The 13,095-nt window shown below is 36.9% G+C and carries 10 protein-coding genes and 4 pseudogenes; 6 read left to right on the forward strand and 8 right to left on the reverse strand.

Annotated features, from left to right (window positions below):
* Positions 1-72: 72 nt before the first annotated feature.
* Positions 73-570: pseudogene (locus tag DBU79_RS06140) on the forward strand (DUF262 domain-containing protein); the annotation flags it as partial.
* Positions 571-650: 80 nt separating this feature from the next.
* On the opposite strand, the gene DBU79_RS06145 reads toward DBU79_RS06140, so the two are convergent.
* Both DBU79_RS06145 and tnpA read right to left on the reverse strand, forming a co-directional pair.
* Complete coding sequence (locus tag DBU79_RS06145; RefSeq protein WP_154411875.1) at positions 651-1,799, reverse strand: RNA-guided endonuclease InsQ/TnpB family protein; 1,149 nt, start codon at positions 1,797-1,799, stop codon at positions 651-653.
* Positions 1,768-2,208, reverse strand: a complete 441-nt coding sequence (gene tnpA, locus DBU79_RS06150; RefSeq protein WP_154411876.1) for an IS200/IS605 family transposase — start codon at positions 2,206-2,208, stop codon at positions 1,768-1,770. Before tnpA ends, DBU79_RS06145 begins: the two co-directional genes overlap by 32 nt.
* Between tnpA and DBU79_RS06155 the strand changes: the two are divergent.
* The 5 genes and pseudogenes from DBU79_RS06155 to DBU79_RS06175 form a co-directional block, all read left to right on the forward strand.
* Positions 2,173-3,354 (forward strand): annotated as a pseudogene (locus tag DBU79_RS06155) (GmrSD restriction endonuclease domain-containing protein); the annotation flags it as partial. The gene tnpA and the pseudogene DBU79_RS06155 overlap by 36 nt on opposite strands.
* A gap of 41 nt (positions 3,355-3,395) precedes the next feature.
* Positions 3,396-4,058, forward strand: a pseudogene (locus DBU79_RS06160) (DHH family phosphoesterase); the annotation flags it as partial.
* Positions 4,059-4,318: 260 nt separating this feature from the next.
* Positions 4,319-5,221 (forward strand): annotated as a pseudogene (locus DBU79_RS06165) (hypothetical protein).
* Between the two features lie 146 nt (positions 5,222-5,367).
* Positions 5,368-5,586, forward strand: coding sequence for a type II toxin-antitoxin system HicB family antitoxin (locus tag DBU79_RS06170; protein WP_000906664.1), 219 nt, complete (start codon positions 5,368-5,370; stop codon positions 5,584-5,586).
* A complete protein-coding gene (locus DBU79_RS06175) occupies positions 5,579-5,773 on the forward strand; it encodes a type II toxin-antitoxin system HicA family toxin (RefSeq protein WP_001114660.1) in 195 nt (64 codons plus the stop codon). Before DBU79_RS06170 ends, DBU79_RS06175 begins: the two co-directional genes overlap by 8 nt.
* A gap of 74 nt (positions 5,774-5,847) precedes the next feature.
* Here the strand turns inward: DBU79_RS06175 and speA are convergent, their stop codons facing one another.
* The 6 genes from speA to metG are packed head-to-tail and all read right to left on the reverse strand — an operon-like array spanning position 5,848 to position 13,081.
* Positions 5,848-7,695: an arginine decarboxylase gene (speA, locus tag DBU79_RS06180; RefSeq protein ID WP_058338194.1), complete on the reverse strand. Its 1,848-nt coding sequence runs from the start codon at positions 7,693-7,695 to the stop codon at positions 5,848-5,850.
* Between the two features lie 14 nt (positions 7,696-7,709).
* Positions 7,710-8,879, reverse strand: a complete 1,170-nt coding sequence (locus tag DBU79_RS06185) for a glycosyltransferase family 4 protein (RefSeq protein WP_154411877.1) — start codon at positions 8,877-8,879, stop codon at positions 7,710-7,712.
* A 4-nt stretch (positions 8,880-8,883) separates the two neighbouring features.
* Positions 8,884-9,312: a hotdog domain-containing protein gene (locus DBU79_RS06190; RefSeq protein WP_001158245.1), complete on the reverse strand. Its 429-nt coding sequence runs from the start codon at positions 9,310-9,312 to the stop codon at positions 8,884-8,886.
* A 19-nt stretch (positions 9,313-9,331) separates the two neighbouring features.
* Complete coding sequence (gene cmoB, locus DBU79_RS06195) at positions 9,332-10,117, reverse strand: tRNA 5-methoxyuridine(34)/uridine 5-oxyacetic acid(34) synthase CmoB (RefSeq protein ID WP_154411878.1); 786 nt, start codon at positions 10,115-10,117, stop codon at positions 9,332-9,334.
* Positions 10,118-10,120: 3 nt separating this feature from the next.
* Entirely contained in the window at positions 10,121-11,128 is a 1,008-nt protein-coding gene (locus DBU79_RS06200; protein WP_154411879.1) for a ferrochelatase, read from the reverse strand.
* Positions 11,129-13,081, reverse strand: a complete 1,953-nt coding sequence (gene metG, locus DBU79_RS06205) for a methionine--tRNA ligase (RefSeq protein WP_154411880.1) — start codon at positions 13,079-13,081, stop codon at positions 11,129-11,131. It abuts the gene before it with no gap.
* Between the last annotated feature and the right edge of the window lie 14 nt (positions 13,082-13,095).

A 13,095-nucleotide genomic window follows, 5' to 3' on the forward strand; every position in this document is an offset into this window, starting at 1 on the left:
TAAACCATTTGATTCCATAAGCCCCATTTTTCAATCAGTGGGGCTTACAGAGTTAAATTTAAAGGAGAGATGATGGCAAAAGTAGAAGTGGAGTTAAAAAAACTCTATCAAATTTTAGTGGATGCTGAATATTTTTATCAGGTTCCTGATTACCAACGCCCTTATGTGTGGGATAAGGATCATTTAGGGGCTTTGATTGATGATTTAGTGGGCAGCTATACAAACAATAAAGAAGATGAATATTTTTGCGGCTCTATTGTGATTGCTGAAAATCCAAAAGATAAAAGATGGGATGTTGTGGATGGCCAACAGAGGCTAACGAGTTTTATTATCTTGGCTTGCACGATTTTAAGGCTTTATAAACACAGGTTAGGGCAAAAATCTAAAGATTTTATTGAAGGGAGTATTTATGATAAAGATAAATACGATAAAGGAAAAGAGCGTCTGAAATTTTTAACCGCTCAAAATTACAATAGCATTTTTGAAAACACGGTGTTAAACAATTTAGAGTTTGAAGACAATATTAAAAAGAGCGAGTTGAATAAGAAATTTGATGAAAACACTTATTTGCTTGACATACTCCCCATAGCTAAAGCTAGGGGATTCTAGCTAAAGCATGAGGAAAATTGGGATCAAGCAAACTCAGCCTACTAGGTAGGTCTTACAAATTCTACCCCAAGAGTTGATGCCCCAACCCTATGAATATTAATAGCCGCATTTAAATCCCTGTCTAGTTCCAATCCGCAATATTTGCAGTGGTATTCTCTTTCTTTATCTGTTTTGCCTAATTTTTTAATGTCTTTATTAAAGTTTTCATCAACAGATAAGCAATTAGAACAAGTTTTAGAGCTAGGATAAAATCTATCAATCTTAACGACATGAGCCTTGTTTTCAAGGATTTTCACAAACTCGCTAAAAGCTATATCGCCCACTTTCCTGCCCCAAAGTTTTTGCATAGCCTTCATGTTCAAGTCTTCAATGAAAATGCTTTGGTATTTTTTGCTTAACTTCAAAGCCAATTTATAAAAGAAATCGGTTCTTAAGTGTTTGATTTTTTGGTGCAGTTTGGCTAGTTTCTTTTTAGCTTTTTTAAAGTTATTAGAACCCTTAACTTTCTTGCTAAGGTTTTTACTAAGTCGTTTAATTAAAGGCAAGTATTTAGAGAAAAATAAAGGCGATTCTATCTTAGTGTTGTCAGATCCGGTTAAAAAAGTCCTTAACCCAAAGTCAAAGCCCACGCTTTTATCGCATGCGGTTTGCTTGTTAGGGTTATTTTCTAATTCACAGACTAGACACAAGAAATAATCGCCCATATTATCTCTTTTAATGGTTAGAGTTTTTACTTTCCCTATCAAAGCATAAGTTTTAATGAACTTGTAGCTATAACCATTAAAAGAAACAACATTGTCTTTTATCTCAAACCCCACTCCCTTATTCAACCCTGTCTTTTTATCAACTTGGCTTTTGAAAGTGAAAGATTTGTAGTTGGCTACTTTTTTAAATCGTGGCAATTTGGCTTGTTTCTTAAAGAATTTTTTAAACGCTTTATCTATCCTTTCAGTTAAATCTTGCAAGGTTTGTGAGCCTAGTGTTTTTAAAAAAGCATAACGATGGGTCTTTTTCAATTTGGTGGTGTGTTTTTGCAAATCGTTAAGCTTTAAATACTTTTTGAAAAGTCTATAATAGCGTTTGTGCAAGGTAATGCAATGATTATAAAACACGCCATAACGCCTTAATAGTGTGTCTATACGCCTATTCTTATCGTTCTTATAGAGCTTTTGTTTGTAGGTTATCAACATAACTTTTCCATTTTTCTTTTTGCTTAGGGCGGTTGCTGTTTGGTTGGTTTTCAATGTATTGTTTGACAACATTCAAAGGCGCACCCCCCACTGTTGAAATGAAACAGGAATTGGTCCATAAAGTAGGTAGTTTTGTCTTTAAGTGGTTAAATTCTTGTCTTAATATCCTACTGCTACGACCTTTAGCGGTTTTAATGAACTTCATCACTCCAAAGCTTGGATCAATGTCAGCTAAAATGTGGATATGGTCTTTATCGGTTTGCATCTCTATGATTTCTACTCTTAATTCTTTAGCCACTTCTTGAATGATTTCTTTCAATCTCATTTCTACAGCTCCCACTAAGACCTTACGCCTGTATTTAGGACACCACACGATATGGATGATTTTGTCAAGTGGTTTTATGAACACATTGTTTTGACTAGGATCATTTGTTTTGAGCAAGACAGCGCGATGCAAATCTTTCAAGTGTTAAACGACAGAGGCCAACCCTTAAGCCCTATTGATATTTTAAAATCCAGTTTGATGCAAGAAATCAAGCAAGATAGTGAAAAGCGTAAGGATTTTATAACCACTTGGGACAAATTGGTTGAAGCTTGCAAGAGCGTTGAAGGCATAGATATTGATTTGGAAGACTTCTTTAATATGTATTTAGAATACGCTGATCCTAGTTCTTCTAAAAAGAGAGCCGATAAGGGATTAAAAAAGGTGTTCAAAGACAGCAAAAAAGACGCTTGCGAGTTCATTTATGATGTGAGTGCTTTTATGAAATCTTATACCGATTTGTTAAAAAAACCAGACCGATACATTTATTTATTAAGATACCTTCCCTCCAGATTTTGGGCTAGTATTTTAACGACAGCCCTTTATGTCAAATACCCTGATTTTGACTCTTTGAAAAAGCTTTTGGTGTCTTATTATTATCAAACTTGGATTGCAGGAGGCACGATCACGCGCATCAAGCAAACGAGCATCAACATTATCAAAAATGTTAAAAACAATAAAGACATTGAAACCATTCAAGAGCTTATATTGGATAATATAGAATTTCATAACACCTTTAACCAATACCACTATAACTTATGGGATAGCTCTTCTGTTTATCCTAGCAAATGGTTACGCCCTGTCTTAGCCCTAGCTAATTATTTTATGACAGATGAAGAGAAGCCCCATTTTATCGCTATGGATGCCGAAACCCAAGTGGAGCATATTTTACCCCAAAATCCCAAAAAGGGCAGTCAGTGGAATGCGGATTTTGATAAAGAAAAAAGAGAAGAATGGGTAAATAATATCGCGAATTTAACCCTTTTAAAGCGTAAAAAGAACGCAAAAGCCTTAAATGGGGATTTTGATGAAAAAAGAAAAATTTATGGTGGCAAAGACCCAAGCAAAGTGATTAGCTGTTATGACATCACTAAAGAATTGTATAGCGACTATAGGAAGTGGGACAAGAAATCTCTCCAAAAGCGACACGACTTTTTGTATGAAATTATCGCGCCTATTTTACACATAGAAGGGCAAGAAGAGGAATATGAAGATGATTTTGATCTAGAATGATTGAAAATCATCAAGCATAAAAACAACAAAGGGGATAATCAATGCCTAAAAAAGAGCTATTAAAGATGTCAAAGAAAAGGATTTTTAAAGACTTCTTAAAAGAAGCCAAGCGCCATCGCCCCATTGTTTTCTATACAGATAACGATTGTGATGGCATGTTAGCTGGCAGCGTTTTAATGTCTATGTGTTACAGATTGGGTATTAAAGATTTCTTTTTCTTTAGCCCCTTAAGGAATGCGCATGGCTATGGTTTCACTGATTTAGCCCTAAACGATTTATTGTCTCAACCTTGTATCTTTAACCCTAAAACCAATCAATTAGTCCGCCTAGATCACATTAAAAACCAATTCCAAAAAAACCCCCTATTGTTTAGCGCTGACTTGGGGGCGGATTTGGCCGCTAACACCAAATTGCAAGAAATCTTATTAGAGCATTTTGAACAATGCATCATCACAGACCACCATAAGAGTTTTGAAGTTGATTGGATTGATGGAAATAAAATCGCCTACATTAACCTGAATGATGAAAAAGACGCTAACTATTATAGTGGGGCTTTCACAAGCGCTTTAGTGTTTAGTCAAATCTTTCAAATACAAACCACTCCTTTAGAAGAAGAATTGATCGCTATCACGCTTTTAAGCGATCGCATTGATTTAGATAATGGGGATAATTTGGATATGGTTTTGAATTTAGCGCAAGCTAAACTGATCATTGAAACGCCTAGGGAAGTGCTAAAAAATGCGGAATTATCGCAAATTGAAGAAATATTGACCGGCTGTATTTTTAATGGTGCTTACCGCTTTCAAAACGATCTTAAGAAAGGGCAATAGACATGAAAATTTTAAGCAAAATTAAAACCACAACAAGGAGGAACAAGCCATGCCAAAAAAATAAAAAACACTAAAAAACATTGAACGACCGATTATAGCGGAATTTAAAACAAATTTTTACCAAGGAGTATTTTATGGGTTTTCAAAATGAAAATAAATTAAAAGTAGGGGCGTTAGTCAAAGCCACCATCAATAACAAAGTGGTGGAAGCTAAAGTCATTAGCATTGGGTTCAATCGTGTAACCTTAAGGACAGATAAAGGTCAGCAAGGCTCTTATGTTTTCAATAGCGACAAGTTCTTAAAATAGTTCAATAAAGTTCCATTGACAGAGCATATGAGACTTCACGCTGAAAATAAGCAAGATAGCGCCGATGATTTGTTAAAAGGGATTAAAGTGGTAACTAGCGGACCAAGTGTTAAGGAAAGGACTTCTACTCCTAAAGAGCCGAAAGAAAGCAAATTTAAGTTGGATTTTGATTTTGATGACAAAACAACTTCTTCTTTTGCGGTTATGATGGAGGCTTATTCTAACGAGGAGCGTAAAAAAAGACTAGGCACATTGTTTGCTCCAATGAGTTATGAGGGACGAGGGTTTCAATTTAGTTTAATCGTTATTCACGCTCTTTCTTTTATGGCGGATTTGAAGCATCATAGCGACCATGAGTTTAACACTATGATTGAAAACAGAAATGTTGATGACGCGTTCTTTGACACTTTTGATGATATGCTTATGGGCGATGTTACTTTATTCTGTAAGGTGATTGAAACTTATGCGAAAAAAATGAAACGACCCGATGGTAGTTATGGTGTTACTTTGGAAGAGTGGGCGAGATTTTTACCTAAAAATCAAAAAGAGGCAAAATTTGTCGCTCAACTCTTATGCGATGGCGGTATCAATAAGTATGATTTAAGTTGTGCGGGCTTAACTGCTAACTTATTAGTCGATAATCTTTGGTCTTATGGACTACGAGATGAGGACTATGATGATGAGGGTAATGTTATCGAGCCTGAAAACGAGGCGGAGGGTGAAAACTAAACCCCCCCTTGTGGGGTCTCCTTTTTTAATCTCTCTTTTATTCTCTTTTATTTTTCTTTTTCCATTCCCTCCCTAATCTGTCCATTTAATTTTGTTTAAAATATATTATGTGTATAATTATAAGAAATTCACTCAAAGGTAGTGCCGTGCTTATAAACGCTGTCATAGAAAAAGATGAGAATGGGTATTTTGCTTTTGTCCCCTTTCTAAAAGGCTGTGTATCACAAGGGAAAAGTTATGAAGAAGCCTTAAGAAATATTAAAGAAGCCATAGAGCTTTATTTGGGAGATTTAGAAGCCGATGAGTTAGCTTTTCTTTCTAAGAAAAATTCTGTAATAGCACCCATTGAGATAGCTTTTGCCTGAATTGCCACGACTCACAGCTAAAGAAGCAGAGAAGCTATTATTGCAGAATGGATTTGTTTTCTCTAGGCAAAAAGGCAGCCATAGAATTTATGTGAAAGATAAAATCAGGCAGGTTTTGCCTTTTCATTCTGGCGAAATCTTGCACCCTAAAATAGTGAAAGAAATCATGGAAAATATCCTTAAATGAAATCTCAAAGAAGTCTTAAAGATCTTAAACAATATAAAAACCCAACAAAAAGCGTTTTTAGTGGGTTTTTGCGTTTAAGAAATCGTGCGCAAATACCCGTTTTCGCTCAGCATGACATACAAGCGCCCCATGATTTCTTTCTTTTCTTCCATGTCCAGTTGGTTGTTGTCTTCAATTTTTTGTTTTAAAAGGCGCTCGATCTCTTTAGTGTCATAGTCTAAATCATCTAGCACATCTAAAATCGTTTGGGCTTCGCAAATATCTTCCACTTCATAATCGCCTTTTTCATCAAAAACCACGCTAAATTCCGTAGGGTGCGTGAATAAATTGTGTTTCATGCCTAAAACTTCTTGATACGCTCCCACTAAAAAGAACGCTAAAAAGTATTCTTCTTCATCTATATCTATATCGTGCAAAAACAAGGGCTTTGTGGAATCAAAAGCGATTTCCCCATCGCTATCGCAAGTAATATCCCACAAGCTCGCACTCCTGGTGGGCTTTTCATCTAATTTATTCAAGGGCATGACCGGGAAATTCTGTCTCAAGCCCCAATAATCCGGCAAGCTTTGGAAAAACGAGCAATTCAATAAATAGCGCTCTTGGACCTGCTCTTGAATGCGTAAAATATCGTTATGATCCTTAACATAAAGCAATTGCACCGCTTTTTTGACGATCAAATGGGCTAAAACTTCAGTATTGCTCCTGTCAATCAAATCAATATAACCCAGATCAAAAAGCGTGAATAGCGACTCGGTGTGATCAAAACTATCATGCAAGTATTCAATGGCGTTTTTTTCATTGATATTAGCGAGCAAGTCTAGCATTTCATCAATCAAGGGGGGGTTATTATTTTCTTTGATTTTTAGGGATTTTTCATTGTATTCATGCGAAAACAATTCTAACACCGGGGCCACTAAAACGGCATGGTTAGCGGAAATATAACGGCCTGATTCAATGAAAATATCCGGCTCTATTTCCTGCTTATTTTTCACAATTTCTCTCAATAAAAACACCACATCAGCGCTGAATTCCTCTAAAGTGTAGTTCTTGTCTTGGTGGTGCTTGTGTTGGGTGTACTCTACGGCTAACCCCCCTCCAATATTCACGCTATTAAGATTTTTAGCACCCATTTTACGCAATTCTGCATACAAGTTACCCGCTTCTCTTAAAGCCTTTTTTAAGGGCGAAATATCGCTGATTTGAGAGCCTATGTGGAAATGTATCATATGGAAATGCTCTAACAAGTCGTTTTCTTCTAAAAGGCGCATCGCTTCTAAAACTTCAGTGCTGCTAAGACCAAATTTAGAATTGATCCCCCCACTCTTTGCCCAAACGCCAGTGCCAGTGCTGTGCAAACGGATGCGAATGCCAATTTTAGGGCAGGCTAAAAACTCGTTTTGTTTAGCCACGGCGATAATGGTTTTTAACTCATTCAAACCCTCAATGGTTAAAGTGATTTCATGCTGCATGCTTTTAGCGATAAAGCCAAGCTCAATCATTTCTTTGTCTTTAAAGCCATTCACGGTGATAGGGGCTGTGGGGTTAGTGTAACTCATTGCGATGATGAGTTCAGACTTGCTCCCGGCCTCTAAGCCGTAATTCAAACCTTTAGCCCCTTGCACTAAAGGGAAAACAAACGAGGGCATTTGATTGACTTTTAAAGGGAAAACCGCCTTAAAAGCCCCGCTGTATTGATACTCTTTAATCGCTGAAGAAAACGCATCAAACAGGCTTTTGATTTGTTTTTGCACCAAATGAGGGAATCGCACCAACAAAGGCCCTCTATAGCCCTTATCGCGCACGCTTTGAACGATTTCTAAAAGCGAGGGGTTTTTGCCATGGCAAACTTTAACCAAGCCTTTTTCTATTTTAAATTCGTTATTGCTCCAAAATTTAATCCCATAATCATGGACTTCTTGCATTTTTTATCCTTTTGTTACGATAAGGTTTTAAAGAGATGGGGGTTATTTTTAAAATCTCTGATCGCTTCTTCATAAACTTTTTCAATTTGAATGACTGAATTTTCTAAAGTGTAATTTAAAGCGCTTTTAGCGTATTCGTTTTGCATCCTTTCTCTTTCAAGCTTGTTTTCTAACCACCAGTCTATTTTAGCGCTCAAATCTTTAGCGTTATTAGGCTCAAATAGCGATCGTTCATCTAGTGCAAATTGCCTAGTCGCGCTTAAAGGGCTATTGGCGATAATAGGCACAATCCCCACGCTAATAGCCTCTAAACACGCAATCGCTTCGCTTTCCACATTGGCTGTGTGCACATAAAGGGTGCAAGTTTTTAAAATCTCTAACAATTCATTGGAATTGACAAACCCAAATTCCGTTTTTACGCCTAGTTTTTGGGCTAAAAGTTTGATTTTTTTCTCATCAGGCCCTTTGCCTTTGAGCAATAATACAATATCTTGTTTGTATTTGCTTAAAGCAACCGCTTGGATTAAAACGCTTTGATTTTTTTCATTAGAATAGCGCCCTACCATAGCGATTTTAAAGGGTGTGGTGTCAAAAAGGCTTTTTTGCGGATGTTCAAATCTAAACATGGGATCAAAGCCGTTAGAAATAGCGTATTTTTTCCCTCCATAGTTGTATTTTTCTAATTCTTCTACAATGAATTTTGATGGGCAATGGATATGGTGGATATAGCGGTAATGCGAAGATTTAAACCACGAAAAAAGCATCATGTTAAACCAAGAAAACCACCCCAATTTCATGTTATAAGAAATATGTTCTGGCTGTAAATGGAAAGAGCCAATATAAGGCACTTGCATTTCTCGCGCAATTTTTACGGCTGTTTTTTCTAGCAAAAAAGGCAAATAAGTATGGATCATATCCGCTCCCTTAAAGGCCTTTCTTAAGATTTTTTCATCCGGTTTAGCAAAAAGAATGTGTTGTTTGTGTGAAATTTCTGTAACTAGGGGGATATAGCGCTCTTTAAGGTTGTAATACCCCTCTTCTTCACTCCCTAAATTATCCACATAAGGGGCAACCACTCTCATCACATGCCCTCTTTTTTTCAGCGCTTCAAAAAAACGAAACGCCGTCATAGAAGTGCCATTACTGGTGTCTTTAAAGCTATCCACGACTAAAACAATAACCATTTAACTACTCTTCTTTAAAATTGAATTTGAAAGGCTTTTTATCAAACACCACGATTTCTATCATTCCCTCTAAAACCTGAATGTCTAACACAAACGCCTCTATTTTTATTTCAGCTTTTTTCACGCCATCTTGAATTACTTGCGCCTTAATGAGCGCTTCTTGATTCAATTCTAGGGGGGCATAAAAATTGATGTTATTAGAAACCACCACGCTGTGTCTTTTATTCAATGCGCACAAGGCCGCATAATTGCACGCAATAAGCATAAACCCGGCATGCACAAAATTTTCTTCATACACCATGCTTTCATTGCCCTTGAAACGCGCATGGGCTATATCTTTTTCTAAAACGACCAATTCAGTGCCAACGCTTGGTTTGAAATTCTTACAAGTTTCCAAAGAGTCATAATCCACACGAACGATTGATTCTTGCACTATCTTAATCCTTTTTAAACTAACGCTTGCTTGGTTTAAGCATTTTAAAATACCCCCTTAAAGGAGCGTCATACCCCTCTAAAGTTTTAGAGGGATCTGTCTTATCCAAAAAATCTTCCAAACTCTGCCCCAAAATAAAATCCGTTTTACGCTGCTCTTTAGGCGTGGTCTTTAAAACGCTAAGAATTTCAAAATTTTCAAACCCTACCCTTTCGCACCACCCTTTTAAAGCGCTAACACTGGGGATAAAATAAACATTTTTCATTTTAGCGTAAGTTTTTTTAGGGCAAAGAGCGATGTCTAAGGGCGAATCAATAATTAAAGTATCCAACACCAACTCCCCATTTATCTTTAAAGCATGATACAAGGCTTTTAAAGCCTCTAGCGGGCTTTTTCTATGGTATAGCACCCCTAAGCAAAAAATGACATCAAAAGCGTTAGGGTATTTTTCATGCAAATCCTCTACCCCTAAAGACTCGTAAATGATTTTTTTTTCTTTATCAAAAAAGGGGGCTAAAAATTCAAATTGTTTTTTGACTAAAACGCCCGGATCAAACCCCACCAAGCTTTTAGGCCCATGTTCTAGCATTTTAAACAAGTAATAGCCATTATTGCAACCCACATCAGCCACAACCTTATCTTTTAAAGGAGTGGCGTTTTTGACCAAATCCCATTTAATAGAGCTATCCCATTCGCTATCAATCTTAATTTGAGAAATTTCAAAAGGGCCTTTACGCCATGGCCTTAACGCCATGATTTCTTCTAAAAGGGTTTTTGGATTGAGATTATCGTTACAAATGAGCATGACTTACCATAGCGTGGGGGTTTTTTTAAAAAAGGGGGGGTTTAGAAGGGATTCTAAATGATGAGAGCTAATCCCATAAATAAAAGCGAAATTAAACGCTAAATTTTTTAATTGCTCTTTTAAGTTGTTTTGGGTGGTGTAAAAATAAGGGTTGGTTTTTTTAAAGAAAGCCGCGCTGTTTTTACGGCAAAACACGACAATTTTCCCCCACGATAAAGTTTCAAGGGCTTTTTGAAGCATCATTTCAAACAATTCTTTTGAAGTCTCAGCGACAATCACCCTCGCCGTTGCGCCATAAGGGGCTATTTCTAGATTCTTATTCACAAAAAAGGGTTTGCAATGATCTAAAGGGTATTCTTTTTTGCCCAAAAGATTCAAATCAAACGCAATTTGTAATTTCTCGCACAATTGAATGACCCTTTTTAAAGGCTCTAAAAAGATGCATGGCATTTTTAATTCGTATTCTTGTTTTTCATAGACTAAAGCACTGCAAAAAAACGATTGGTTGAGAACGATTAAACGGCTTTCTTTTAAATCTTCTTTCAAGCGCTCTTGCTTATAAAACAAATGAAGCCATTCCAATTTATCAAAAAAGGCTATTTTACACCCCTCTATAATGAATAAATCTTCAAGGCTCTCTTTCAAGCACCACACAAAATCGCTCACCATGATTTTAGAAGCGATCTCTAATTCCATAGGGCTTAACAGCGCTCCAACCACGCGCTCATTCAATAAGCAAAATTTAAACAAATGATTCAAAGAATGCTCTATATCTTTAAGCTTGATCCATGCCACATCCCTATCGCTTAAAGGGTATTCTCCTGCGTATAAAATCCCATAAGCCCCTAACTCTAAAGCTTTAGGAATGAGAGTGTGATCTTTAGCGACAAATAAAGAGCCTTTTTGGACTTTGTTTAAAGACAAAACAATAGAATTAAAATAGCTGATTGAGGGCGTGTTTTGCAATTCGCCCAAACTCAATTCTACGGCTTCATTCACCCCTAATCGCATTTAGCTAATCAAACTTCCTGCAATTTTTTCTCTGGTAGGGCTAATTAAAGCCAAATTATCGCTATCTCGCACCGCTAAAATCATGCCCTCACTCATTTCACCCATAAGCTTTGCGGGTTTTAAATTAGCCACCACGCACACCATTTGACCCACCAGGCTTTCAGGCTCATAATCCAAAGCGATCCCTGAGACAATCTGCCTCAAATAACCTTCGCCTAAATCCACTTTCAAGCGCAGTAATTTATTGGATTTTTCAATCCTTTGAGCTTCTTTGATAAGCCCCACTTTAATCTCTACTTTTTTAAAATCCTCAATGCTGATATAGTTTTCTTGTTTTGGTGGAGCTTTTTCTTTTGCGTCTTTTTTTTCTTTTTCGTTTTTTTCTGGTGGGACTTCTCCCGCTTTTTCAGTCTTTTCAATTTTCTCAATTTTGGAAAATAAAGGCTCGGTGTCTTGTAAAATCATATCTTGTAGTTTTTTAGCTTTAAAAAAGCGTTCGTAATTATCAGGCGTGATTTCTGCATGAAAAGCGCTCGCTAATTTAGCCGCGCTCTTTGGCATGAACGCATAGAGTAAAAAGCTTGATTGTAAAAGCACATTTGCGATCAAACTCAATAAAGCTTCTAGTTTTTCTGATTCGTTGTTTTTGTGCAAAACCCATGGCTCTTCTCTAGCGATGAGTTTGTTTAAAAAATCATAAACATTAAACAATTCCTCTAAAGCTTTATGCAATTGCATTTTAGGCACAAAAGAATTAGCGTTATCTAAAATTTGATGCACTTTTTCTAGCTCTTTAGAATAATAAGCGGTGATTTTTGCGCTTTTTAGAGAATGATTGAAATATTTTTTAGCCATGCCTAGCAAGCGATTCAACAAATTCCCTAAATCGTTATTCAAATTCGCATTGATCCTTTCTACTAACGCTTTTTTAGAAAAATCCCCATCTTGCCCAAAAGGCACCTCACGCAATAAAAAATAGCGTAATTCCTCAATCCCATACTCCATAGCGATTTTTTGAGCGTCTAAAACATTACCCAAGCTCTTACTCATTTTCACGCCCTCTATCGTCCACCACCCATGCACGCAAAGCTGTTTGAATAGGGGCAAATTCAAACTCATCAAAAAAGCCGGCCAATAAATGGCATGGAAGCGTAAAATATCCTTACCCACAATATGCCTAGCGCATGCAAAATGCGCCATTTTATTGTCTAAATTATTCAAATACCCTAGCGCGCTCGCATAATTCAATAAAGCGTCCAGCCAAACATACACCACATGTTTAGGATCGTTCATTTTTTTAGGCAAAGGAATGCCCCATTCAAAGCTCGTGCGCGTGATAGACAGATCCAATAAACCCTGCTCAATAAAAGAAGTTACCTCATTTTTACGATAAACGGGCAAAATCGCTTCAGGGTTTTTAGCGTAAAAATCCAATAAAGGCTTCTCATACGCACTCAATCTGAAAAAATAACTCTCTTCTTCTAAAAGCGTGGTTTCTCTCAAGCAATCAGGGCATAAGACTTTATCGTTCGTATTGTCCGTTTTAGAGATCGTGCAATAACTCTCACAACTCACGCAATAATACCCGCTATAAGTGCCTTTATAAATATCCCCTTTTTCAAACATGATTTCAAAGGCGTTTTGCACGCATTTTTGATGCTCGCTGTCTGTGGTGCGGATAAAACCATCATAATCTAAATTGAAAAAATCCCACTGGTCTTTAAAAATCGCACTGATGCTATCAGCGTAAGCTTTAGGGCTTTGATTTCTCAATCTCGCACTTTGTTCGATCTTTTGCCCATGCTCATCGGTGCCGGTTAAAAAAAAGACTTCTTCGCCTTGAAGCGTGTAATACTTCTTTAAAGTATCCGCAATCAAAGTCGTATAAGCATGGCCAATATGAGGGACATCATTCACATAATAAATGGGAGTTGTGATCAGTGATTTTTGCATCTTAATAATCGTTT

Source organism: Helicobacter pylori, from assembly GCF_009689985.1.
GTDB lineage: Bacteria > Campylobacterota > Campylobacteria > Campylobacterales > Helicobacteraceae > Helicobacter > Helicobacter pylori_CG.

Bases quoted from the DNA above. Each gene is read 5' to 3' on its own strand.
- DBU79_RS06145 (WP_154411875.1), bottom strand. From the start codon at position 1,799: ATGTTGATAACCTACAAACAAAAGCTCTATAAGAACGATAAGAATAGG.
- speA (WP_058338194.1), bottom strand. From the start codon at position 7,695: ATGCAAGAAGTCCATGATTATGGGATTAAATTTTGGAGCAATAACGAA.
- DBU79_RS06185 (WP_154411877.1), bottom strand. From the start codon at position 8,879: ATGGTTATTGTTTTAGTCGTGGATAGCTTTAAAGACACCAGTAATGGC.
- cmoB (WP_154411878.1), bottom strand. From the start codon at position 10,117: ATGCTCATTTGTAACGATAATCTCAATCCAAAAACCCTTTTAGAAGAA.
- DBU79_RS06200 (WP_154411879.1), bottom strand. From the start codon at position 11,128: ATGCGATTAGGGGTGAATGAAGCCGTAGAATTGAGTTTGGGCGAATTG.
- metG (WP_154411880.1), bottom strand. From the start codon at position 13,081: ATGCAAAAATCACTGATCACAACTCCCATTTATTATGTGAATGATGTC.